This window comes from Streptomyces sp. NRRL WC-3605, assembly GCF_001509795.1.
GTDB classification, from domain to species: Bacteria; Actinomycetota; Actinomycetes; order Streptomycetales; family Streptomycetaceae; genus Streptomyces; species Streptomyces viridochromogenes.
This window is the reverse complement of record NZ_LLZN01000039.1, coordinates 20,657-43,707: the sequence shown is the minus strand read 5'-3', so window position 1 is coordinate 43,707 and position 23,051 is coordinate 20,657. Positions and strand designations below refer to the sequence as shown.

Annotated in this window: 24 protein-coding genes; 14 read left to right on the top strand and 10 right to left on the bottom strand. The window is 73.1% G+C overall.

Annotated features, from left to right (window positions below; genetic code table 11):
* Positions 1-8 precede the first annotated feature (8 nt).
* A complete protein-coding gene (locus ADL34_RS07555) occupies positions 9-875 on the bottom strand; it encodes an MHYT domain-containing protein (RefSeq protein WP_062674691.1) in 867 nt (288 codons plus the stop codon).
* Between the two features lie 276 nt (positions 876-1,151).
* On the opposite strand from ADL34_RS07555, the gene ADL34_RS07550 reads away from it, so the two are divergent.
* The 4 genes from ADL34_RS07550 (at position 1,152) to fdhA (ending at position 5,585) form a co-directional block, all read left to right on the top strand.
* Complete coding sequence (locus ADL34_RS07550; RefSeq protein ID WP_062674693.1) at positions 1,152-2,027, top strand: glycerophosphodiester phosphodiesterase; 876 nt, start codon at positions 1,152-1,154, stop codon at positions 2,025-2,027.
* 48 nt (positions 2,028-2,075) lie between these two features.
* On the top strand, positions 2,076-2,630 hold the full coding sequence (locus ADL34_RS07545) for a methylated-DNA--[protein]-cysteine S-methyltransferase (protein ID WP_062674696.1): 555 nt from the start codon (positions 2,076-2,078) through the stop codon (positions 2,628-2,630).
* A gap of 267 nt (positions 2,631-2,897) precedes the next feature.
* Entirely contained in the window at positions 2,898-4,190 is a 1,293-nt protein-coding gene (locus ADL34_RS07540; RefSeq protein ID WP_062674698.1) for an MFS transporter, read from the top strand.
* 168 nt (positions 4,191-4,358) lie between these two features.
* Complete coding sequence (fdhA, locus tag ADL34_RS07535; RefSeq protein ID WP_062674700.1) at positions 4,359-5,585, top strand: formaldehyde dehydrogenase, glutathione-independent; 1,227 nt, start codon at positions 4,359-4,361, stop codon at positions 5,583-5,585.
* A 53-nt stretch (positions 5,586-5,638) separates the two neighbouring features.
* Here fdhA and ADL34_RS07530 read toward each other — a convergent pair whose 3' ends face one another.
* On the bottom strand, positions 5,639-6,067 hold the full coding sequence (locus ADL34_RS07530; protein WP_062674703.1) for a VOC family protein: 429 nt from the start codon (positions 6,065-6,067) through the stop codon (positions 5,639-5,641).
* Positions 6,068-6,166: 99 nt separating this feature from the next.
* Between ADL34_RS07530 and ADL34_RS07525 the strand changes: the two genes are divergently transcribed.
* A complete protein-coding gene (locus tag ADL34_RS07525; protein WP_199835535.1) occupies positions 6,167-7,075 on the top strand; it encodes a pseudouridine-5'-phosphate glycosidase in 909 nt (302 codons plus the stop codon).
* The gene (locus tag ADL34_RS07520; RefSeq protein WP_062674705.1) at positions 7,072-8,007 is read left to right on the top strand and encodes a carbohydrate kinase family protein; all 936 of its coding nucleotides are present in this window, start codon (positions 7,072-7,074) and stop codon (positions 8,005-8,007) included. The genes ADL34_RS07525 and ADL34_RS07520 overlap by 4 nt, the downstream gene beginning before the upstream one ends.
* Before the next feature lie 43 nt (positions 8,008-8,050).
* Here ADL34_RS07520 and ADL34_RS07515 read toward each other — a convergent pair whose 3' ends face one another.
* Positions 8,051-8,863 (bottom strand): methyltransferase domain-containing protein, encoded by an 813-nt coding sequence (locus tag ADL34_RS07515; protein WP_062674707.1) that lies wholly within the window; start codon positions 8,861-8,863, stop codon positions 8,051-8,053.
* 290 nt (positions 8,864-9,153) lie between these two features.
* On the opposite strand from ADL34_RS07515, the gene ADL34_RS07510 reads away from it, so the two are divergent.
* Positions 9,154-10,281, top strand: coding sequence for a magnesium and cobalt transport protein CorA (locus tag ADL34_RS07510; protein WP_062674709.1), 1,128 nt, complete (start codon positions 9,154-9,156; stop codon positions 10,279-10,281).
* A gap of 90 nt (positions 10,282-10,371) precedes the next feature.
* Here the strand turns inward: ADL34_RS07510 and ADL34_RS07505 are convergent, their stop codons facing one another.
* Both ADL34_RS07505 and ADL34_RS07500 read right to left on the bottom strand, forming a co-directional pair.
* Entirely contained in the window at positions 10,372-10,809 is a 438-nt protein-coding gene (locus tag ADL34_RS07505; RefSeq protein WP_062674711.1) for a CBS domain-containing protein, read from the bottom strand.
* 162 nt (positions 10,810-10,971) lie between these two features.
* Positions 10,972-11,604 carry a hypothetical protein gene (locus tag ADL34_RS07500; RefSeq protein WP_062674794.1) on the bottom strand — a complete coding sequence of 211 codons (633 nt, stop codon included), beginning with the start codon at positions 11,602-11,604 and terminating at the stop codon, positions 10,972-10,974.
* A gap of 111 nt (positions 11,605-11,715) precedes the next feature.
* Between ADL34_RS07500 and ADL34_RS07495 the strand changes: the two genes are divergently transcribed.
* The 3 genes from ADL34_RS07495 (at position 11,716) to ADL34_RS07485 (ending at position 14,853) form a co-directional block, all read left to right on the top strand.
* Positions 11,716-12,480, top strand: a complete 765-nt coding sequence (locus ADL34_RS07495) for a DUF2293 domain-containing protein (RefSeq protein WP_079034505.1) — start codon at positions 11,716-11,718, stop codon at positions 12,478-12,480.
* A gap of 170 nt (positions 12,481-12,650) precedes the next feature.
* Complete coding sequence (locus ADL34_RS07490) at positions 12,651-13,130, top strand: DUF1772 domain-containing protein (protein ID WP_062674715.1); 480 nt, start codon at positions 12,651-12,653, stop codon at positions 13,128-13,130.
* A 235-nt stretch (positions 13,131-13,365) separates the two neighbouring features.
* The gene (locus ADL34_RS07485; RefSeq protein WP_062674717.1) at positions 13,366-14,853 is read left to right on the top strand and encodes a glutamate synthase subunit beta; all 1,488 of its coding nucleotides are present in this window, start codon (positions 13,366-13,368) and stop codon (positions 14,851-14,853) included.
* 13 nt (positions 14,854-14,866) lie between these two features.
* On the opposite strand, the gene ADL34_RS07480 is transcribed toward ADL34_RS07485, so the two are convergent.
* Complete coding sequence (locus ADL34_RS07480; RefSeq protein WP_062674719.1) at positions 14,867-15,433, bottom strand: carboxymuconolactone decarboxylase family protein; 567 nt, start codon at positions 15,431-15,433, stop codon at positions 14,867-14,869.
* Between the two features lie 47 nt (positions 15,434-15,480).
* Between ADL34_RS07480 and ADL34_RS07475 the strand changes: the two genes are divergently transcribed.
* Positions 15,481-16,959, top strand: a complete 1,479-nt coding sequence (locus ADL34_RS07475; protein WP_062674721.1) for a PLP-dependent aminotransferase family protein — start codon at positions 15,481-15,483, stop codon at positions 16,957-16,959.
* Positions 16,960-17,232: 273 nt separating this feature from the next.
* Here the strand turns inward: ADL34_RS07475 and ADL34_RS07470 are convergent, their stop codons facing one another.
* The 3 genes from ADL34_RS07470 to ADL34_RS07460 form a co-directional block, all read right to left on the bottom strand.
* Positions 17,233-18,036 carry an SAM-dependent methyltransferase gene (locus tag ADL34_RS07470; RefSeq protein ID WP_062674723.1) on the bottom strand — a complete coding sequence of 268 codons (804 nt, stop codon included), beginning with the start codon at positions 18,034-18,036 and terminating at the stop codon, positions 17,233-17,235.
* 99 nt (positions 18,037-18,135) lie between these two features.
* A complete protein-coding gene (locus ADL34_RS07465) occupies positions 18,136-18,390 on the bottom strand; it encodes a DUF397 domain-containing protein (RefSeq protein WP_062674724.1) in 255 nt (84 codons plus the stop codon).
* The gene (locus ADL34_RS07460; protein ID WP_062674795.1) at positions 18,391-19,251 is read right to left on the bottom strand and encodes a helix-turn-helix domain-containing protein; all 861 of its coding nucleotides are present in this window, start codon (positions 19,249-19,251) and stop codon (positions 18,391-18,393) included.
* 288 nt (positions 19,252-19,539) lie between these two features.
* Here ADL34_RS07460 and ADL34_RS07455 point away from each other — a divergent pair, with 288 nt between their 5' ends.
* The 3 genes from ADL34_RS07455 (at position 19,540) to ADL34_RS07445 (ending at position 22,704) form a co-directional block, all read left to right on the top strand.
* Entirely contained in the window at positions 19,540-20,208 is a 669-nt protein-coding gene (locus ADL34_RS07455) for an ATP-binding protein (RefSeq protein WP_062674726.1), read from the top strand.
* Positions 20,199-20,633, top strand: a complete 435-nt coding sequence (locus tag ADL34_RS07450; RefSeq protein WP_062674728.1) for a hypothetical protein — start codon at positions 20,199-20,201, stop codon at positions 20,631-20,633. Before ADL34_RS07455 ends, ADL34_RS07450 begins: the two co-directional genes overlap by 10 nt.
* A 127-nt stretch (positions 20,634-20,760) precedes the next feature.
* On the top strand, positions 20,761-22,704 hold the full coding sequence (locus tag ADL34_RS07445; protein WP_062674730.1) for an ABC transporter ATP-binding protein: 1,944 nt from the start codon (positions 20,761-20,763) through the stop codon (positions 22,702-22,704).
* Positions 22,705-22,723: 19 nt separating this feature from the next.
* Here the strand turns inward: ADL34_RS07445 and ADL34_RS07440 are convergent, their stop codons facing one another.
* A complete protein-coding gene (locus ADL34_RS07440; protein ID WP_062674732.1) occupies positions 22,724-22,909 on the bottom strand; it encodes a hypothetical protein in 186 nt (61 codons plus the stop codon).
* Positions 22,910-23,051 lie beyond the last annotated feature (142 nt).

Genomic DNA, 23,051 nt, shown 5'->3' with positions numbered 1-23,051 from the left:
CGGCCCGGTCAGTGGTTCTGGGGGGTCCGGGCGGCTCGGTGGGCGGTCCGGCGGGCGGTGGGCGCCGGGTGGCGGAGCCGGCGCGGGACGGCGGTATGGGCCGGTACGCCGGGCTTCTCCTCGGCGGGAGCTTCCTCGGGCTGACCCACGACCCCGGTGGGCCCGAAGAGCATGACGGCTCCCGCGAGGAGCAGGAAGGCGAGCGGGCCGACCAGCATCGGAGCGAGCAGGGAGGCGGGTGAGTCGCCGGCCGTGGCGCCGCCCCCGGTGCCGTGCAGATGGACGCTGAGGGCGGCCATGCCCATGTAGTGCATGCCGCAGGCGGCGAGGCCCATGATCAGGCTGGCGCCGACACTCCAGAGCACTCCCCTGACCTGTCCGGCGGCCCAGAGGGCCGCGGTGGCGGCGAGCATCGCTATCACGACGGAGGCGGCCACGGTGAGCGTGTTGTACTCGAGCCTGCCGTCGAGGCGCATGCCCGCCATGCCGAGGTAGTGCATGGACGCGATGCCCAGGCCGGTGATGGTGCCGCCGGTGAACAGGGCCGTCCCGCGCGCGCCGCGGCTGCCGACGATGAAGATGCCGATGCCCACCATGACGATGGCGAGGGCGAGGCTCGCGAACGTGATGGGCTTGTCGTAGTGGATCGGCGTCTCGTCGACCGTGAAGCCCATCATGGCGATGAAGTGCATGGTCCAGATGCCCGACCCGATGGCTGTCGAGCCGAGGGCCAGCCAGGCGGGGCGCCGGGAGCGCGCGACGAGCATCGATCGTGTGGTGCAGCGCAGCCCGAGCGCGCCTCCGAGGCAGGCCATGAGGTAGGCCACCAGCGGTGTGACGATCCCGTAGCTGAAACCGTCGACCGTCCCCTGCATACGAGGCTGCCCTTCCGCCTGTTTACATCCCGGAATGTTCGATCGTGCGCCCCCTCCCGGGACCGCCCGAGCGGACCAGGGTTGAGGCAGAGAGTAACCCCCACCGCAAGGCTCGAACGATTCTCCTGCAAAGAAACACGGGCTTGCCCCAGATGTGCGGCACGAGTGAGCGGACGGGGCAACTCCGGGCGGACGACGGCCCACCCGCACTCCTTCGTCGTTGACCCTGTGCTGTCAGAGTTGAGCTGACCGTGATCTTCGACACGAGGAGTACGTATGCACGCGCGCGCTGTTGCCGCCACGACGGCCGCACTGCTGGGAACGGCCGCTCTGCTGTTCCCCGCTCCCGCCGCCGGCGCGGGCGTCCGGGCCGAGCGGCCGACGGTCATCGCCCACCGAGGAGCCTCCTCGTATGCGCCCGAGAACACGCTGGCCGCCGTCGACAAGGCCGCCGTCCTCGGCATCGAGTGGGTCGAGAACGACGTGCAGCGCACCAAGGACGGCGAGCTCGTCGTGATCCACGACGACAACCTGAGACGCACGACGGACGTCGAGGAGGTCTTCCCCGGCCGCTCCCCGTGGAAGGTGAAGGACTTCACGGCGGCGGAGATCGCCCGGCTGGACGCGGGCGGCTGGTTCGGACCGGAGTTCGCCGGCGCGCGCGTGCCGACCCTGAGGCAGTTCGTGGACCGGGTGGAGTCGCACCGGCAGAAGCTGCTGCTGGAGATCAAGAACCCCGAGCTGTACCCGGGCATCGAGCAGCAGATCCTGAAGACGCTGGACGCCGAGGGCTGGCTCGACGCCTCGCACCTGGCCGGCCGGCTGATCGTGCAGAGCTTCGGCGCCGACAGCGTCCGCGCCGTCCACGAGCTGCAGCCGGCGGTGAAGACCGGCTTCCTCGGCACGCCGTCGGTGGCGGACCTGTCGCGGTACGCGGGCTTCGCCGACCAGATCAACCCGTCGTACACCACGGTCTCCCCCGGCTACGTCTCCTCCGTCCACGAGTTCGACGGACCGCACGGCGCGCCGCTGGAGGTGTTCACGTGGACCGTGAACGACGCGGACACGGCCCGGCAGGTCGCCGGGTACGGGGTCGACGGCATCATCACCAACAGCCCGGACGTGGTGCGGGACGCGCTCCCGGCCGGCTGAGCGGCCCTCAAGGGCGCGTTGTCAGTGGCGGCCCGTACGGTGAAGCACATGGACAGCCACGGGCAGGACGAGCAGCGGGTGGTGTGGGCCGTCGTCGGCACCGCCATCGGTCCGCTGATGCTGGCCGCCACACGGGACGGCCTGGTCAGCGTCGTGTTCCACGCCACGCCGGAGATACGCGAGAAGACGCTGGAGCGGCTGGCCGCGCGGCTGGGCGCCGATCCGGTGGAGGACCCCGGGTCCACCCTGCTCGCCGAGCCGATACGTCAGACGGAGGAGTACTTCGCGGGGACGCGCAAGGACTTCGATCTGCCGCTGGACTGGTCGTTGATCTCGGGCTTCAACCGGCAGGTCCTGCGTGAGCTGGCCTCGTCGGTGCCGTTCGGGGCGGTCGTCGGGTACGGCGATCTGGCGGGACGCGTCGGGCAGCCCGGCGCGGCCCAGGCGGTCGGCATGGCGATGGGCGCCAACCCGCTCCCCGTCGTGGTGCCGTGCCACCGCGTCGTGGAGAGCGGCGGCGGCATCGGAGGCTTCGGGGGCGGTCGGGAGACCAAACGGAAGCTGCTGGCGCTGGAAGGGGTCCTGCCGGAGCCGCTGTTCTGACCGGACCTGTGCGCGGGCCGCTTTGTGCGGGGCCGCTTGCGCGGTACGCGGGCCGCGTCGGCTGCGGTACGCGGGCCGCATCGTGGGCTGCGGTACGCGGGCCGCGTCGTGCGGCGGCTCCGGCCGGAGGTAATCGGTTGGGCCGGCGCGCCGGAGGGGGGAGACTGCGCCCGTGACGACGACATCTTTCACCCGCCCGTACGCGGCCGGTCCGGTGTGTCGCCTTGCGCCGTCCGGCTGGACGTACGCAGGGTCCGGGCAGGCGTCATGACGAGTGTGGAGCGCGGCGCGTCCGTGCCGGTGACGCCCCAGGACCTCGCGGCGCTGCGGCGCCGGACCTCGGCCGTGCTGATCGCGACGCAGATCCTGGGCGGCCTCGGCGTCGCCACCGGCATCGCGCTCGCCGCGGTCCTCGCCAAGGAGGTCAGCGGCACCGAGTCGCTGTCGGGACTCGCGCCCACGGCGACCGTCGCGGGCACGGCGGTGCTGTCGATGCCGCTGGCCGCGCTGATGACCGCGCGGGGGCGCCGTCCGGGACTCGTCCTGGCCTATCTGATCGGCGCCCTGGGCGCCGGGGTCAGCGTGGTCGCGGCCCGGGCCGGAAGCTTCCCGCTGCTCCTGTGCGGGCTGGCGGCGTTCGGCGCGGCGTCGTCGGCGAACCTCCAGGCCAGGTTCGCGGCCGCCGACCTGGCCGAGCCCGAGCAGCGCGCGCGTGCGATCTCGCTGGTGGTGTGGGCGACCACCATCGGCGCGGTGATCGGGCCGAACATCGCGGCCCCCGCCGGTCGCAGCGTCACCGGCCTCGGTATACCCGCGGCGGCCGGCCCGTTCCTGTGGGCGGCGGGGATCTTTCTGCTGTCCGCGGTCGTGGTGGCCGTACTGCTGCGCCCGGACCCGCTGCTCACGGCGCGTGCCCTCGCGCCGGCCGAGGAGCGGACGCCCGAGGGGCGCTCCCTGCGCGCGGGCGTGGCCGCCGTGGCCGCCTCGCCGCGGGCCCGGCTGGCGATCGTGGCCGTCGCCGTGGCGCACACCGCGATGGTGTCGGTCATGTCGATGACCCCGGTCGATTTGGAGCATCACGGCGCCGGCATCGAACTGATCGGGTTGGTCATCAGCGGGCACATCGCGGGCATGTACGCCTTCGCCCCGCTGATGGGCCGGCTGTCGGACCGTCTGGGGCGGCTGTCGGGGATCGGACTGGCCGTGGGGCTGCTGGCGTGCGCGGTGTTCCTCGCCGGCACGGCGGGCGGCCGGCACGGGCAGACGGCGGCCGGCCTGTTCGTGCTGGGCCTCGGCTGGTCCGCCGGTCTCGTCTCGGGCTCGGCGCTGCTCACGGACTCGGTGCCGCAGGCCGCGCGAGCCGCCGCGCAGGGTCTGTCGGACCTGGTCATGAACGCCTCGGCGGGCATCGGCGGCGCGGCCGCGGGTCTCGTCGTCGCCACCGCCAGCTACGCCTGGCTGAACCTCTTCGCCGCCTGCCTGCTGCTGCCGCTGGCCGCGCTCGCCCTCTTCACCCGGAGCGGACGGACGGGAGCCGTCGCGGGCGACCGGCAGGCGTGACCCGTCCTCGAACAGGGCTCTTCTCGGGCCGTCATGGACCGCTGCGGCCGGTGGCCGCGCGACGGCTGGCCGGACGGCGTGAGCGGTAGCAGACTCGGATGTGCGCGCAGCCGCTGGTATCCGACTGGCTTCTGGAGGAGACGGGAGCCGAAAGGACGGAGATCACGCATGAGCGGAAACAGGGCAGTGGCGTATCTGAAGCCGGGCGCGGTCGAGGTCAGGACCATCGACTACCCGACGCTCGAACTCAAGGACGGTCCGGGAGTCCATCCGGACAACGTCGGCCGTATGTGCCGGCACGGGGTGATCCTCAAAGTTCTCGCGACCAACATCTGCGGAAGCGACCAGCACATGGTGCGCGGACGGACGACCGCGCCGGCGGGGCTGGTCCTGGGACACGAGATCACCGGGGAGATCGTCGAGCGGGGCCCCGACGTCGAGTTCCTCGACGTGGGCGACATCGTCTCGGTGCCGTTCAACATCGCCTGCGGGCGCTGCCGCAACTGCAAGGAGCGCAAAACGGGCATCTGCCTCAATGTGAACCCGGCTCGGCCGGGCGCCGCCTACGGCTATGTCGACATGGGCGGCTGGGTCGGCGGGCAGGCCGAGTTCGTCATGGTCCCCTACGCCGACTTCAACGCGCTGAAGTTCCCCGACCGGGACCAGGCGCGCGAGAAGCTGCTGGACCTGACCATGCTGTCGGACATCTTCCCGACGGGCTTCCACGGTGTGGTCAGTTCGGGTGCCGGGGTCGGGTCGACGGTGTACGTGGCCGGCGCGGGCCCGGTGGGGCTGGCGGCAGCCGCCTCGGCGCAGCTGCTGGGGGCCGCCGCGGTCATCGTCGGCGACCTGAACGCCGAACGTCTCGCGCAGGCGCGCAGCTTCGGGTGCGAGACGGTCGACGTCTCGCAGGGCAGCGTCGAGGACCAGATCGCGCAGATCCTCGGGGAGCCCGAGGTGGACGCCGCGGTCGACGCGGTCGGCTTCGAGGCCCGGGCCCACGGCAAGGACGCCGGGGAGGCGCCCGCCACGGTCCTCAACTCGCTGATGGGTCTCACACGCGCGGGCGGTGCCCTCGGCATCCCCGGGCTGTACGTCACGGACGACCCGGGCGGCGTCGACCAGGACGCGCAGACCGGCACCCTGAAGGTGCGCCTCGGTCTGGGCTGGGCCAAGAGCCACACCTTGACGACCGGGCAGTGCCCGGTCATGAAGTACCACCGTGGCCTGATGATGGCGATCCTGCACGAGCGGGTCCACATCGCGAAGGCGGTCAACGCCACCGTGATCGGCCTGGAGGACGCGCCGGCCGGCTACGCCGACTTCGACCAGGGAGCGAGCCGCAAGTACGTGCTCAACCCGCACGGAGCGCTGGAGGGCGTGCAGCCGGTCTGACGCCGGAGCGGGAGGGGGCCACGCGCGCGTGGCCCCCTTTCGCGATCGCCGGGTCAGTCGTAGTGCCGGGCCTCGAACACGTTGCCGTCGGGGTCGCGGAAGTAGAAGCTGCGTGTGGCGTTCCCGCGGGCGCCGAAGGAGTCGCGCGAGATGTCCGACACGGGTGTGCCGCTCTCCTCCAGGCGGGCCCGCAAGGTGTCGAAGTCCTCGCCGGGCAGGGCGAGGCAGACGTGGTTGACGGGGTGGCCGGCGCTCCCCGCGGCGCCGGGCAGCATCTTCATCCGCTCGGCCATGGTGAGCGGCATGAGGTCGATGATCGTCTCGTCGTTGAGGCGGACGGAGGGGAACGGCACCGTCCCCTCGGTGAACTCGGTGAGCCGGACGGGCTCCATGCCGACTGTCTTCTGGTAGAAGCCGGCGGCCGTGACCGGGTCGCGGACCCACAGGACGACATGGTCCAGACGTGCGGTGTTGTCCTTCATGCACTCCAGGCTGGTGTCGTCCCCCACAGGCCGCAAGGGTTTGACCGGCCGCGTGTGTCGCCAGGGATGAGGGTGTACCGACAGACAGGAGGCAGTCGCGTGGTGCTGGTGGTGTCGGAGGAAGTGCGGGAGGCGGTCGACGCGCGTCGCCCGGTGGTGGCCCTGGAATCCACGATCATCGCGCACGGGCTGCCCCGTCCGCGCAACCTCCAGGTGGCGCTGGAACTGGAGGACGTCGTACGGCGGGTGGGTGCGGTACCCGCGACGATCGCCGTGCTGGACGGACGGCCGCACGTCGGCCTCGACAAGCAGCAGTTGGAGCGGATCGCCAACGAGGACGGCATCCGGAAGCTGGGGCACCGGGATCTGCCGCTCGCGGTGGCGGCCGGGGCGAGCGGTGCGACGACGGTGTCGGCCACGGCGCAGCTGGCGGCGCTGGCCGGTGTGCGGGTGTTCGCGACGGGCGGTCTGGGGGGCGTGCACCGGGAGTGGACGGTGACGCAGGACGAGTCGGCCGACCTGGGGCTGCTGGCACGGACCCGGATCACGGTGGTGTGCGCGGGCGTGAAGTCGATCCTGGACGTCCCGGCCACCCTGCAGCGGCTGGAGACCCTGGGGGTGGCGGTGGCCGGTTACGGCACCGAGCGCTTCCCCGGCTTCTACCTGTCCGACTCGGGACACCCGGTGGACTGGACGCTGCGCTCACCGAGGGAGGTGGCCGAGGTGATGCGTGCCCAGGACGATCTCGACGGGCCCGCGTCGGCGCTGATCGTCGCCAATCCGGTGCCGGAGGAGGAGCAGCTCGATCCGGACCTGCACGCGCGTGTGCTGGCCGAAGCGCTGCACGCGTGCGAGGAGCGCGGCGTGACCGGCCAGGCCGTCACCCCGTTCCTGCTGGACCACCTGGTACGGCACACCGACGGCGCCTCCCTGAGCGCCAACCTGGCGGCGGTGCGCGGCAACGTGCGGCTGGCGGGGCGGATCGCGGCGGCCTGGACCGGGGTGTGAGCGCGGGGGCGGCACACGACCCGGTGTCCTCGCCGGGTGCCCTCCTGGTCGTCGGGGACGTGGTGACGGACGTCGTCGCCCGTCACCACGGACCGCTCGCCTCCGGCACGGACACGGCGGCGGTCATCCGGACCGTGCCGGGCGGCGCGGGCGCCAACGTGGCCTGCTGGGCGGCGTACCGGGGCTGCGCGGACGTACGGCTGCTGGGCCGGGTCGGGGCGGACGCGGCGGCCTGGCACGAGCGGGAGCTGGTGGCCGGCGGGGTACGGCCGCTGCTCGTCGTCGATCCGAAGGCGCCGACCGGGACGGTGATCTGCCTGGTCGACGGGGGTGCCGCCGCCGAGCGGACGTTCCTGACCGACAGCGGCGCCTCCCTGCGACTGGACCCTGGGGACTGGTCGGAGGATCTGCTCGACGGGGTCGGCCATCTGCACCTGTCGGGGTACCTGCTGTTCTCGGAGCCGAGCCGGGCGCTGGTGGCGGCGGCTCTGCGGTCGGCACGCGCGCGGGGCGTACGGGTGAGTCTGGACCCGGCGTCGGCCGGGTTCCTGGTGCGCCTGGGCGCCGACCGCTTCCTGAAGGCGGTGGCGGGAGTGGACGTCCTGCTGCCCAGCCGTGGCGAGGCCCGCCTGCTGACGGGGACGGCCGACGCGGAGCGGGCTGCGGCCGAACTGAGCCTCCGGGTGCCGCTGGTGGTCGCCAAGCAGGGCGCGGACGGGGCGCTGGTGGCCCGGGACGGGGCCGTGTGCGCGCGAGTTCCGGCGGAACCGGCGGTGGCGCGGGACACGACGGGGGCGGGGGACGCCTTCACGGGCGCCTTCCTGGCCGCGCTGCTGCGGGACGCCGGGCCCGAGGAGGCGGCGCGGGAGGGATGCCGGGCCGGTGCGGTGGCCGTGGGACGGGTGGGCGGCAGACCCCCTTCGGCGACATGAGGTCCGGCAGGTGAGGTCTGGTGGATGAGCTCCGGCGCGCGGGTCAGCCGCCGGTCTCCTCCGGCGCCTTGCGTCCCCACGCCGAGATCATCGGGGCGGTGGCCAGGTCCATGCCGCCGGCGGCCACGTCGGCGAGGTGGCGGTCGATCTCCGCGTCGGTGGCGATGCCTTCGGCGACCAGCCGGCCGCGGATCTGCCGGACGGTGGCGGACTCCAGAGCGGCGCAGGCGGACGAGGCGAGCGGGAAGTACGCGTCGGCCTCCACCCGCTGCAGCCCGGCCTCGCGCAGCAGGCGCGGCAGCCGGCGGCCGTAGGAGAGGTCGGCGCCGCGTTCGGCCAGCAGGGTGCGGAACCCGTTGCGCAGCCGGTTCGCGAGCTGCTGCTCGGGGCCGTGGTCCTCCGGGCAGAGCAACGGCTGCAGGGCCGGATCGGCGTCCTCGATCAGCAGACGGCCGCCGGGGCGCAGGGCGCCGATCATCGACTTCAACGCCTTGTCCCGGTCCGGCACATGGACGAGGACGAGCCGGGCGTGCACCAGGTCGAAGCCCTCCCCCGGGGCTTCGTCGGCGGCGACGTCGTGGACGCGGACCTCGACCGGCGGGCGGGCGGCGGGGGTGAGCCGTGAGGTGTCGATGTCGGTGGCGACGACACGCCCGGTGGGGCCGACCTTCTTGGCCAGCCAGGACACCACCGAGGTGCCTCCGGCGCCGACCTCCCAGCAGTGCCAGCCGGGGCCGGTGCCGAGCCGTTCCAGGTGCCGGAACGTCGTGGGGTCGAAGAGTGCGGCGAAGGCGTCGAAGCGCTCGGCTGCCTCGTCCTGCCGGTTGTCCAGGAGGTATCCGTCGGTTCGCGTCATGCGCCGATCATCCCAGTTGCCACCCTTGTCCGAAGAGGCCGACGCTCGGCCCCGGCGCGCCGATTTCCACCTTTCGCACGGACGCTTTCCACCTTTCCCACGGCTGCCGGACACGGGTGCGCTCGCGTCGTCCACAGGCGGGAACCAAGCGGAACGCGCTGTTCCCACAGGCTTACCCGCGTCTCACCCTCTCCTGGCAGACTGGCGGCCACGACGCACCCCGCGGCGGGAACACCGCCCGGCGGCCGTCGAGATGACGTGCGCAGGAGATCCGACACAGGGGGGTCCAGATGTCCATGGCAGGGAATCTGCGCAAGGTCACCGGCCTTTCGAAGGTCGGCGGCCTGCGCAAGGTGGCACGGCTGGCACGGCGGCGTCCGCGCGTCGACCTGAGCCATCCGGCCAGATCCCCGCTGGGCTCCTCGGTGGTGAACTGCGTGACCTATCAGGACGGTGCGCGGGTCCCGGTGAGCGGGGACGTGGCCGACGCCCTGCAGCGGGTGCGCAAGCGCCGCGGCGGATTCGTCTGGCTGGGTCTCCACGAGCCCACGGACGACGAGTTCGCCGGCATCGCGGAGCTGTTCGACCTGCATCCGCTGGCGGTCGAGGACGCGGTGGAGGCGCATCAGCGGCCGAAGCTGGAGCGGTACGACGACACGCTGTTCGCCGTGTTCAAGACGGTCTGCTATATCGAGCACGAGGAGCTCACGTCGACCAGCGAGGTGGTGGATACGGGCGAGATCATGGTGTTCACCGGCCACGACTTCGTGATCACCGTGCGGCACGGGCGGCACGGCTCGCTCGGTCCGTTGCGCGAGGAGCTGGAGTCGGACGCCGAGCAGCTCACGAAAGGGCCGGCCGTGGTGCTGCACGCGATCGCGGACCACGTGGTGGACGACTATCTGAGCGTCATCGACTCGGTGCAGGAGGACATCGACGAGGTCGAGACGGACGTCTTCGCGGAGAACGGCGCACGGGCCGATCCGGGCCGGATCTACCAGCTCAAGCGTGAACTTCTCGAGCTGAAGCGGGCCGTGGTGCCGCTCAGCCGTCCGCTGGAGGAACTGGCCACCGCGCCGATCCGGGTGGTGGCCCCGGAGATACAGGCGTACTTCCGGGACGTCGCCGACCACCTGCTGCGGGTCAAGGAGCAGCTGTTCGCCTTCGACGAGCTGCTGAACTCGATCCTCCAGGCGCACCTGGCGCAGGTCACCGTCGCCCAGAACGAGGACATGCGGAAGATCACGGCGTGGGCCGCGATCATCGCTGTGCCGACGATGGTGTGCGGGGTGTACGGGATGAACTTCGAGCACATGCCGGAGCTGCGGTGGACGTTCGGCTACCCGCTCGTGCTCGCCGTCATATCCGTCGCGTGCGTGGTCCTGCACCGCGGGTTCCGGCGCAACGGCTGGCTCTGAGCGGCGGCACGCCCCCGTCCGGCACAGCCGGCCGGCGGAGGCGTCCAGGAGGTGACCCCGTGGGTCCGCGGGGGTCAGTGCGTCAGTGCCTCAGTGCGTCATCGTCTCCCCGCTGCGGGCGTAGACGCTCTCGGCCCAGTGACCGATGTCGCCCTCGGGCAGGTTCCGGGCCAGGTCGGCCTCGCTGATCATGCCGACGAGGCGCTTGTCCTCGATGACCGGGAGCCGGCGGATCTGGTGGTCCGTCATCTCGCGGAGGACGTCGCTGATGTCGGCGTCCGACGGGATCCAGCGCGGGGTTCCCTGGGCCATGTCACCGGCGGTGACCTTGCTCGGGTCGTGGCCCATGGCCACACAGCCGACGACGATGTCGCGGTCGGTGAGGATGCCGCAGAGCCGTTCGTTCTGGTCGCTGATGGGCAGGGCTCCGACGCCCAGGTCGCGCATCATCTGGGCGGCCCGGTCCAGGGTCTCGTGAGCCGGGATCCACTGGGCGCCGCGGTGCATGATGTCTCCGGCAGTGGTCATGGATTACCTCCCGTTGCCGGACGGCCGGCGCGGCGCGGGACGCACCGCTAGTCCCGGCGGCATCAATTCTCTCCGGCCCCGCGGACCCACGCACCCGGAGCGCCTGGAGCGCCCGGAGCGCCCGGCGCCGCTTCCGGGGCCGCGGCGGGCGGGTACACGCGGTCAGCCGTTCCAGGCGGGGTGGCGGGGATCGTCGGCGCGGACCAGGACGTCGGCCGTGCCGGCCGGGTCGGTCTCGCGGTCGTAGCGCTCGAAGGCCGGCAGGGTCCACCGGCCGGACTCGGGGGTGCGGCGGCGCAGGGCGCCGGAGGAGAGGAGGACGTGGACGGTCAGGTCGAAGGGGAACCAGTGCCGCAGGAGGAGGGGGCCGTGGAGCAGCAGCACGCCGCCGGGCGGGAGCAGGGTGTAGGCGCTGCGGGTCGCCCGGTCGGTGACCGGGTCCCACAGGTCGGGCAGCACGCGGCCGTCGCCGCCGGGTTCGAGGGGGCCGAAGACCTCGCGCCACAGGGCGCCGGTGTCGAACCAGCCGTCGTAGTAGGCGTCCACGTCCTGGTGCCCGTACTCCAGGCGGACCGAGGCGGGCCGCAGGAAGCCCTCCACGCCGACGGTGAGGGCGGGACGGCCGCGGACCTGCAGTGCCTGGGCGACCCGCTCGGCCAGCTCTCCTGGGCGGGCCGCCGGGGAGCCGTCGAGGGCCACCCTCGGCCGGGCGCCGCCGTCGGCCGGCTTCAGGTCGAGAAGCCGTTCGGCCAGCCGGTCGGCGAGCCGCTCCCAGGTGATCGCTTCGAGTCGCACAGAGCCCATGATGCGGCAGCGGGTGACCACAGGGCCCGGCGCCCCCGACGCCGTGGGGGACGCGGTCGGCCGGGACGTTCCCCGGCCGTGCGGCGCGGGGATGAACCGGGCATGGCAGCTCCCCCGGCCACCCCCTCGTCCCGCACCGGGCCTGTCGTCGTGCAGCCGCTCCGGAGGCGGCACTGCGCGGCGTGCCGTGCGGGGCCGTTGCGGATGCTCGTGCTGGAGGACGGGGCGCCGCGGTGCCTCGAGTGTGCCGACCTCGGGCATCTGGTGTTCCTGCCGCGCGGTGACACCGCGCTGACGCGCCGGTCGCGGGAGGAGAGCGCGCTGTCGGCGGTGGTGGTCCGGTTCAACCGGCGCAGGGGGCGGTACGAGCGGCAGGGCGTCCTGGTCGAGGAGGCGGGGCTCGCCCGGGCGGAGCGGCGCTGCCTCGCGGACACGGAGGCCCGGCGGCGCCGCCGGGCACGGGACGCACGGCGGCGCGAACGGGAGGACGCGCGGTTCGCGGAGGCCTTCGCGGCGGAGATACGACGGCTGTTCCCGGGGTGTCCGCCGGACCGGGCCCGGGACATCGCCGGGCACGCCTCGGTGCGGGGCAGCGGGCGGGTGGGCCGCAGCGCGGCGGGGCGTGCCCTGTCCGAGAGCGCCGTGACCTCGGCGGTCGCGGCGGCCGTACGGCACCTGGACACCCCGTACGACGACCTGCTGATGAGCGGACTGCCCCGGCACCAGGCGCGGCGGAGGATCGCGGCGACGGTGGAGACGGTGTTGCGGGGGTGGCGGAGGGAGGGAACGGGTGCTCCGGGCGCCGCCATGCCGGACCCACCGGGCGCATCCGGCATGGCGTACCCGGACGGCGCCGTCCGCCTCTGACGCCCCGGGCACGGGACCGGCGACCCTCGCCCCCTTGGACGCTCACGTATGTGATCAGGTCGCTCGGCCATGGGCACCGTATGCGCACAAGGCCTTTCCTGGTGGTGACCTGGTGGTGACCGGTGGGGCCGGGCACGATCCCGGTGGGACACGGGGAGTTGACGTTGGACATGATGGATGGGCCGTATTTCGTACTCGTCGTGATCGGTGTGGTCGGGACCGGCCTGGTGGCGGGCGTCTTCTGCGCCTTCTCGACCTTCGTGATGCCCGCGCTCGCCGCCCTGCCCCCGGCGCAGGGCGTGGCCGCGATGAGGGCGGTGAACAGGGCCGCGCTGCTGCCGGCGTTCATGCTGCTGTTCCTGGGGTCGGCGGTGCTGTGCGCGGTGATAGCCGTGGTGACCTTCGTGCTCTGGCCGGACGGGGTGACCGTGGAGTTGCTGCTGGGCAGCGGGCTGTATCTGTTCGGTTCGTTCGGGGTGACGATGGTGGCGAACGTGCCCCGGAACGAGGCGCTGGCGAAGCTGGAGCCGGGCACGCGGGAGGCCGGCGCGTACTGGCCGGCGTACGTACGTGAGTGGTCGGGGTGGAACCATGTGCGCACGGTGGCCTCGGCGGCCGCGATGGTGTCGTACGCGCTGGCGCTGAGCTGATCCACCGCCCCAGCGGGCGGGCGGGCTCACCGCCGGGGACGGGCGGCCGGGCCGCGGGGCGACCGGGCGACCGGGCGACCGAAAAGGCCTCGGGAAAGCGCTGTCCGCCACCCTGCGCACGTGCCGGGCGGGACGTATCGTGGCGGCAAGGGTGCCGCCCGACGACGCACGGCACACGGACGCGACACGCGGACGTGATCCGCGGACGCGACATACGCGCGCGAGGAAGACGGCCATGGCCGATCCCAAGGGTTTCCTGAACACCCCCCGTCAGGACTGGCCCCGCCGGCCGGTCGGGGAACGGGTGCGGGACTGGGACGAGGTGTACGTCCCGGGGGCGCTGCTGCCGATCATCAGCAAGCAGGCAGACCGCTGCATGGACTGCGGCATCCCCTTCTGCCACGACGCCTGCCCGCTGGGCAATCTGATCCCCGAGTGGAACGACCTGGTCTCGCGTGAGGACTGGCGGGACGCGGCGAACCGGTTGCACGCGACGAACAACTTCCCCGAGTTCACCGGGCGGCTGTGCCCGGCGCCCTGTGAGGCGGGGTGCGTGCTGGCGATCAATCAGCCCGCCGTCACCATCAAGAACGTCGAGTGCGCGATCGCCGACAGGGCCTGGCAGGACGGCCTCACGCCGCCGCGCCCACCGGACCGGCTGTCGGGGCGGACGGTCGCGGTGATCGGGTCGGGGCCCACCGGCCTCGCCGCGGCGCAGCAGCTGACCCGCGCGGGGCACACGGTCGCCGTGTACGAGAAGGACGACCGGATCGGCGGGCTGATGCGGTACGGCATCCCCGAGTTCAAGATGGAGAAGCACCATCTGGAGCGGCGGATCGAGCAGATGCGTGCGGAGGGGACCCGGTTCCGGACGTCCACGGCGGTCGGGCGGGACATCGGGGCCGCCGAGCTGAGGTCCCGCTACGACGCCGTGGTGCTCGCCACGGGGGCCACGGCCTGGCGCGAACTTCCGGTTGCTGGGCGTGAGTTGCGCGGCGTCGAGCAGGCCATGGCGTATCTGCCGCTGGCGAACCGGGTGTGTGAGGGGGACCTGGAGTCGTCCCCGATGTCCGCCGCCGGGAAGCACGTCGTCATCGTCGGCGGCGGCGACACCGGGGCCGATTGTCTCGGCACCGCCGTCCGGGAGGGCGCCGCGTCCGTGACGCAGCTGGACATCTACGCCCAGCCGGGCGCCGACCGGGACGACGACGCCGAGCCCTGGCCGACGTATCCGAAGATCTACCGGCTGTCGGCGGCCCACGAGGAGGCGCGGGACCTGAGGTCGGCTCCGGCGGCGGACGCCGACGCCCGGCTGTTCGCCGCGTCCACGCTCCGCTTCTCCGGCGACAACGCGGGGCATGTGAGCCGGCTGCACCTGGTCGAGGTGGACGCCCTGCGCCAGCCGGTGCCCGGCACCGAGCGGACCCTGCCCGCCGACCTGGTGCTGCTCGCCCTCGGCTTCTCCGGCCCGGACCGTGCGGACGGGCTGGTCGACCAGCTCGGGCTGGAGATGGAGCCGCGCGGCACCATCACCCGGGACGCCGGGTTCGCGACGAACGTGCCCGGTGTGTTCGCCGCCGGGGACGCCGCCCGGGGGCAGTCGCTCATCGTGTGGGCGATCGCCGAGGGGCGGGCGGTGGCGGCGGCCGTCGACGAGTATCTGACGGGCAGTTCGCGCCTGCCGGCGCCGATATCGCCGTACGACCGGCCGATGACGGTGTAGGTGCGGGGCCCGTCTAGCGGCCGGCCGGGCGCCGCTCGTCCGTGCCCGCGACCTTGCCCGTCGCGAGGGCCACCCTGTTCCAGGTGTTGATGGTCATGATCAGGGCCAGGAGCTGGGCCAGTTCGCCCTCGTCGAAGTGGGCCGCGGCGTCGGCGTAGACGTCGTCCGGTACACCGCCGCCGGACACCAGGGTCACGGCCTCGGTGAGGGCCAGGGCTGCCTGTTCCCGCTCGCTGAAGAAGTGCCGGGCCTCGCGCCAGACGGGGACCATGTGCAGCCGGTCCTCGCTCTCCCCGGCCTTGCGGGCGTCGTTCGTGTGCATGTGCAGGCAGTAGGCGCAGTGGTTGAGGTGCGAGGCGCGGATCTGGACGAGCTCGACGAGGGCGGGGTCGAGGCCGTTCCGGGCGGCGGCGTCGAGGCCGACGATCGCGCGGAAGACCTTGGGAGCGGCCTTCGCGAAGTCCAGGCGGGTCCGCGTGGCCTCGGCCGCCGCCACCGCCGCGTCGATGTCCGGGACGGTCCCGGCCTCCAGGCCGGTGCCGCCCCAAGTTCCGTTGTCCGTGCTGGTGTTCGTCGTCATGTGCTCCAACCTACGGCGCCCGGCGACCGGCTGTAGGGTGCAATTCCATGGCGGAATCATGGGTCAATTCGGCCGAGCGGATCGGGGCCGACCTGCATCTGGATCTGGCGGCGCACGACGGTGCGGGAGGCCGCCGGGCCGCGCTCGCGCGGGCGCTGCGCGAGGCCGTGCGCGCCGGGCGGCTGGCGCCGGGCACCCGGCTGCCGCCGTACCGTTCGCTCGCCGCCGACCTCGGGGTCGCCCGGAACACCGTGGCGGACGCGTACGCGGAACTGGTGGCCGAGGGCTGGCTCACCGCCCGGCAGGGCTCGGGGACCCGGGTGGCCGAGCGGGCCCGCCCCGCCCGGCGGACGGAGCGCCCGTCCCGCGGGGCGCCGGCCCCGGCCCGTGGCCCCCGGCACGACCTGCGGCAGGGCACCCCGGACGCGTCGGCGTTCCCCCGCGCGGCCTGGCTGGCCTCCTGTCGGCGGGCCCTGAACCGGGCGCCGAACGAGGTCTTCGGGCCCGGCGACCCGGCCGGGCGGATCGAGCTGCGGGAAGCGCTGACCGAGTATCTGGCGCGTGCGCGGGGTGTGCGCACCCGGCCGGACCGCATCGTGATCTGCTCCGGGTTCGCCCACGCGCTGCGGCTGCTGTTCGGGCAGGACCGCGGCGCGCCCGGCGGGGTCCTGCGCGGGCCGCTGGCCGTGGAGGGGTACGGGCTGGAGTTCCATCGGGAGCTGCTCGCCGCCGTGGGCGTGCGGACCGTGCCGCTCCCTCTCGACGAGGACGGCGCCCGCGTCGATCTGCTGGCACGCGAGCGGGCCGTGCTGCTGACGCCGGCGCACCAGTTCCCGACCGGCGGGCCGCTGCACGCGGAGCGCCGGGCCGCCGTGACCGACTGGGCCCGCGCGCGGGGAGCGGTGGTGATCGAGGACGACTACGACGGGGAGTTCCGCTACGACCGCAAGCCCGTCGGGGCCGTGCAGGGCCTCGACCCCGAGCATGTGGTCTTCGTCGGCTCGGTCAGCAAGAGCCTGTCCCCGGCGGTGCGGCTGGGCTGGATGGTGCTGCCGGAGCGGCTCGTCGGGGGCGTGCTCGCGGCCAAGGGCGAGCGGGAGGCGTCGGCGAGCGTCCTGGACCAGCTGAGCCTCGCCGACCTGATCGCCTCGGGGGCCTACGACCGGCATGTACGGCGGATGCGGCAGCGGTACCGGAGCCGGCGCGACCGCCTCGTGGCCGCGCTCGCCGCGCACGCGCCGCACGTCGAGGTCACGGGCGTCGCCGCCGGACTGCACGCGGTGCTGAGGTTGCCGCCCGGCACCGAGCGGTCCACGGTGAAGGCGGCGACCTGGCAGGGCGTCGCGCTGGACGGCCTCGCCGCCTTCCGGCACCCGGCGGCGACGCAGACGGCCACGGCGGCGACGCAGACGGCCATGCCGGCTCGGGACGGCCTCGTCGTCGGCTACGCCACGCCCCCGGAGCACGCCTACGAGGCGGCCCTGGAGGCCCTGTGCCAGGTGCTCCCCCCGGCACCGGACGCCTGACCAGCCCGAGGACGGGGGCAGACCTACCCGCCGGAGGACGGAGGGCCGACCGACCCGCCGATGGACGGACCCCGGCTGACTGACCCGCCCGAGGACGGAGGGCCGACCGACCCGCCGATCGACAGACGACGGGTGACCCGCCGGAAGACGGCCGACACACCTCGTATCGAGCGGGCTCTTCGAACGGTCCGAGAAACGGACCGCCACCCCCCCGGCTGGCCCCCCGGCGGATCATGCCGTGCTTCTGGCGCCGACAGGCCGGCTCCGACGTGTCTACGGCTTGCGCCCCACCGCCCCGTACCCGGGGATGACCCCGTCGTCCTGTCCGGGGACGGGGTCGCCCAGCTCCGGGTGCCACTGGTGCGGCACCCGTACGCCCGGCTCGACGAGTTCCAGTCCGTCGAAGAACCGGGTGAACTCCTCTCGGGAGCGCAGGGCCAGGGTGACGCCCGCCGCGCGGAGCTTTCCGGCGGCGACCTCCGACTCCTCGGGGGTGAAGTCGGCGGTCGCGTGGGTCATCACCAGGTAGCTGCCCGAGGGGAGTTCGGACAGCAGGCGGGAGACCAGCTCGTGCGCGCCGTCCTCGTCGGGGACGAAGTGCAGCAGCGCGATGAGCGAGAGGGCCACCGGCCGGTCGAGGTCCAGGACCTCGCGGGCACCTTCCACGATGGCGTCCGGGTCGCGCACGTCAGCCTGGAGGTACTGCGTGACGCCCTCGTCGGTTCCGCGCAGCAGGGCCTCCGCGTGCGCCAGCACGATGGGGTCGTTGTCGCAGTAGACGACGCGTGCGTCGGGCACGATCCGCTGGGCGATCTGGTGGAGGTTCGGCTCGGTCGGGATGCCCGTGCCGACGTCCAGGAACTGGCGCACCCCGTGCTGCGCGAGCCAGGTCACGGACCGGTGCATGAAGGCGCGGTTGACCCGTGCCATGACCGGCACCCGCGGGTCCAGGGCCAGCATCTGCCGGCCCATGGACTCGTCCACGGGGTAGTTGTCCTTCCCACCGAGATACCAGTCGTACATCCGCGCGGGATGCGGCGTGCTCGTGTCGATCTCGGCGGGGTGCGGCCCGGTCATGGCGAGCTCCCTGGGTTCGTCGGCAGTACGTCATCAACTCAGCACCAATTTAGGGGAATTGCAGGTACACAACAGGTGAGCAACGGGTCGTGCGGAACGTCAGGAGAGCAGGAAGTCCGCCCTTCCCGCCTTGGCGCCCTCGATGAACGCCGTCATCTCGTCCGTCGTGTAGATCAGCGCCGGCCCGTCCGGGTCGGTGGACTGCCGGACGGCGATGCGTCCGTCGGCGAGCTTCATCGCCTCCAGGCAGTTGCCGCCGTTGCCCCCGCTCCAGGGTTTGTGCCAGCCCTCCGTGCCCAAGTCCCGCGCGGGCATGCCGTTGTAGACGGGTATGCGCGGCTTGATGCGATCCATTCACAGCTCCTTGCGGAGATCCCGCAGGATCTCCTTCGTGCGATGTGCCGTAGCGGCCTGTGCCGCCATGCGGTCCACGACCTCGAGGTGGGTCGCCACCTCGTTGCGCGCGTCGAGGTAGACCGCGCCGGTCAGGTACTCGCTGTAGACCATGTCCGGGAGTTCCGGCACGGCGAATCGGAACAGCACGAAGGGGCCGAACGTGCCGGGATGCACCCCGTTGGCGAACGGGGCGATCTGCAGGGTCACGTTGGGCAGCTTCGTGACGTCGAGCAGTTTGTCGATCTGGGCGCGCATCACCTCCGGACCGCCGACGTGGCGGCGCAGCACGGTCTCGTCCATCACCGCCCAGATGCGGGGCGCGTCCTCGCGGGTGAGCAGGCGCTGGCGCCGCATCCTGAGGGCGACGTGGCGCTCGATGTCGTCGGGGCTGGTCTGGCCGATGGCGCCCGAGCGCAGCACACCACGCGCGTAGTCCTCGGTCTGGAGCAGTCCGGGGACGAAGTGCGGTTCGTAGGACCGGATGAGCGCCGCCGCCCCCTCCAGGCTGACGTACATGGAGAACCAGCCCGGCAGGATGTCGTGGAACCGCTGCCACCAGCCGGGCTTGTTCGCCTCCTCGGCGAGGTGCACGAAGGCGTCGGCCTCCGCGTCGGAGACGCCGTACGCCTTCAGTAGCAGCTGAAGGTACGGGATCTTGAGCGAGACCTCGGCCATCTCCATACGGCGGACCGTCGCGGGCGCGACCCGCAGGATGCGGGCGGCCTCCTCCCGCTTGAGACCGGCGCTTTCGCGCAGATCGAGCAGGCGCCGGCCGAGAACGACCTGGCCCACCGTGGGCGCGGACCGCGGCTCGCTCACGTCCACCTCCAGACCCGGGTTCGGCCCCTGGGGGCCGGCTCATCCACTACTGACCGACTCGCTCCCGGCGGCGGGAGCGGGCCCGCCGCGCGGGGCGGGGGTGCTGGTCACCGACAGGACGACGGCGCCATTCGAAGACCTGTTCGAAGATCTGGTGGATCTTCGGTGATCCCAACTGGCGCCGCTCGACATGCTGTTGCGAGCAGTGTGCCACGCCCTTCCAGAGAGTCATACGGCACTCTGCAATTTTCAGAGTGACACTTGCCAAGTGTTCACGGCGGGGCGATAGTGGCAAGCGTGATTCCGTCCCCGCCCTTAGGAACAGACGCCACTGTGGTCCCCCACGGCCTCGGTGCCGACGGGGCTCCCCCCGCCCGTACGGACTCCGCCGCGGGGAAGGGAGTCGGCCCCCAGCGCAGGGCCGGTGAGCGCCGGTTCCGGTTCGAACTGGCCGCGCACCCGGGTTCGGCCGCCCAGGCAAGACGCCTGACCACGGCGCGGCTGAGCGGGTGGTCGGTGTGCGAGGACACCTGCGAGACGGCGGCCCTGGTCGTGTCGGAGCTGGTCACCAACGCGATCGTGCACACCGCCAGCGAGCACATCGTGTGCGAGCTGCACGACGGCGCCGACCTCGTCCGCATAGCCGTGCGCGACGAGGGGTGCGCGGCCGGTGAGCCCCACTCGTCGCCCGCGCGTCAGGAGGAGGAGCACGGCAGGGGGCTGCTCCTCATAGACGCGCTGTGCCATGCGTGGGGGGCTCACGAACACGGTTCCGGACTGATCGTGTGGGCCGAGCTGCCGCGCACCGCGGCCGGAGCCCCGGCGGGCGACGAGGAGCCGCGAGCCGACCTCGGCTGGGGTTCCCGGCCCAAGCCGGGACCGTCCGGCGGGACGGACGACGAGGACGACGCACGGGGACGGCACGACGGGACGGGAACGGGGGCCGCATGGCTGTGATCGGACTGTCCGGCAGCGGTCAGGCGCTGAGCCTGGACTCACTCGTCCGCTTCCGCCGCGGCATGCGCACGACGGCCGCGCCACGCCGCCTGCCCCTTCCCGAGGGCATGACCGCTCCCCTGGGCTGCGACGCGGTGGCGGTCCCCGCCCGCATCGGCCCCCTGGTGCTGCCCCGGCTGCCGCGCGTGGGGTGTGTGTACGCCGACGAGTCGCACTGGTGGTGGATCGTCCCCTCCGACTCGGACTACGCCCTGGAATGGCCGGAGTCCGTCCGCTACTCGACGGGCGCGGTCGTCCCCGACACGCCCCGGCTGATCCATCTGCCGGACGGCACGGTGCCGTACACCCCGCCCATCCCGCTGTATCTGGCGCTGTGCCGGGTGATCGGCACGACGCCGAGCTGGTCCCGCCAGCTCAGCGCGTGAGCCCCACCGGACCGGACCGCCCGTACGCCCGCGCGCATCCGCCCGCCCGGCCCGCGCCCTCCCGCCGCGCACGTCCGCCCCGCCATAGTGGGCGCTCCGTCGCGACGGGTCCGGGGGAGGGCGTGACGTGGGGAAGAAGCACGGGGACGAGGACGCAGGGGTGTCGGAGTCGGAGCGGCTGCTGTTCGGCGGACCTCTGCGGTACGACACCGGCTGGAGCCAGCACCACGACGCCTTCCTGGAGCTGAACCTGCGGGCCATGGTGCGGCGGCTGCCGTCCCTGCTGGCCACCAGCTTCCGGCTCGCCTGGCAGGCCGACCGGCGGGCCGCCCGGACCGTGCTGGCCGCGGAGATCGTCCGGGGCCTCGCCCAGGCCGTCGCGCTGCTGGCCGTGAACAGCGTGCTGGGGCGGCTCATCGGCGGCGGGACCATCGACGAGCGGCTGCGGGACGCCGCTCCGGCACTCGTCGCCATGGCCGCCGTCATGGTCGTCTCGACGCTGCTGCGCGCCGCCTCGACGTACGCCACCGGGCGGCTGGAGCCCAAGGTGGAGCGGGTGGCGACCGAGCTGTACCTGGAGCGGGCGGCGGCCGTGGAGCTGGCCGCGATCGAGGACCACGCCTTCCACAAGCTGCTGGACACCGCGCAGTACGGGGCCGCGTCCGCCCGCCGCATGATCGCGTACAGCACCCGGGTCGTGAACGCGGCCATCTCGCTGACCGCCGCCGCCGGCGTCCTCACCGTGCTGCACCTGGCGCTGCTGCCGCTCCTCGCCACCATGACCCTGCCCAGCGCCTGGAGCGCCCTGACCAACGCCCGGCGCCGCTACGAGTCCTTCCACACCTGGGTGCAGCACGCCCGCGCCGGCCAGCTGATCAGCGGGCTGCTGACCGAGCCGGCCGCCGCGCCGGAGATCCGCGTCCACGGCGTGGCCCCGTTCCTGCTGCGGCATTACCGGGCGATGTCCGAGACCGCCGAGGCCGAGCAGGCGCGGCTGGCCCGGCTGGCGGCGCGCACCGGGCTGATCGCGGCGGCCTGGACGGGGCTCGCGACCGTCGCGACCTACGCGACGCTCGGCGGGCTGCTGCTCGCCGGGGCCATGGCGCTCTCGGTCGCCGGTACGGCGGTCATCGCGATCCGGACCGGCTCCTCCAGCCTGGACAGCCTCGTCCTGGAGGTCAACGCGCTCCACGAGGAGGCCCTCTTCGTCGGCGATCTCCAGCGGCTGTACGCGGAAGCCGCCGAGCGGGCCATCCCGGAGGGCGGGGAGCCGCTGCCCGAGGACCCGCGGGAGGTCCGCTTCGAGCACGTCACCTTCTCCTACCCCGGCGAGTCGTCCCGCCCCGCCCTGGACGACGTCACGCTCACCCTGCCGCTGGGCCGGATCGTCGCGCTCGTCGGGGAGAACGGCTCGGGCAAGACGACGCTGGTCAAGCTGCTCGCGGGCCTCTACACCCCGGACCGGGGCCGCATCCTGTGGGACGACGTCGACGCCTCCGCCGCCGACCGGCACCAGCTCGCCGAGCGCATCGCGATGGTGGCCCAGGACTTCAAGCGCTGGCCGTTCACCGCCCGGGTCAACGTGGCCGTCGGCCGTTCGTCCGCGCCGCTGACCGAGGAGCGGCTGGCCGGCGCGCTCGACCAGGCCGGGGCGCAGGACGTGGTGGCGGACCTGCCGCGCGGCCTGGACACCCTGCTCGCGCGGCACTTCAGCGGCGGTCACGAGCTGTCCGGCGGCCAGTGGCAGCGGCTCGGGATCGCCCGGGCCGCCTACCGGCGCGGACGCATCCTCATCGTGGACGAGCCGACGGCCGCCCTGGACGCACGGGCGGAGCTGGAGGTCTTCGAGAAGATCCGCGCCCTGGCCTCGGCCGGTCAGACCGTCGTCCTCATCACGCACCGGCTGGCGTCCGTCCGCCACGCCGACCTGGTGCACGTCCTCGACCAGGGCCGGCTCGTGGAGTCCGGCACCCCGGAGGAGCTGCTGGCCACCGGCGGCCTGTACGCGGAGCTGTACGCGCTCCAGGCGGACCAGTTCACGGCCCGGGTGCCCGCGCCGGAGCCGCGCTGACCCGGCGCCCGGCCGGCTCTCAGGCCGTGGCGTCCGCCGTCGCGTCGCCGCGGACGATCACCAGGAAGGCGTCCGTGGCCAGGTCCATCACGACCTCGGCCGGCAGGCCCTCCATGCGCCGCGCGTGCGCGAACTCCTCGGCCGGCCACGATCCGCGCGGCCCGCCCGCGGGAAAGCGTTCGAGCACCGTCCGCCCGTTCACCATCCTGCACCTCCAGTGGCGTCGTACTTGTAGGAGTTAACGCCCGTGGGGTGCGGATCGCCTCGGCCGGTGACGGTACTGAGACGTACTTGACACCCGTTCACCGCTGTCCGTGAACGGGTGGGCACGGTGCATCATCCGGGGC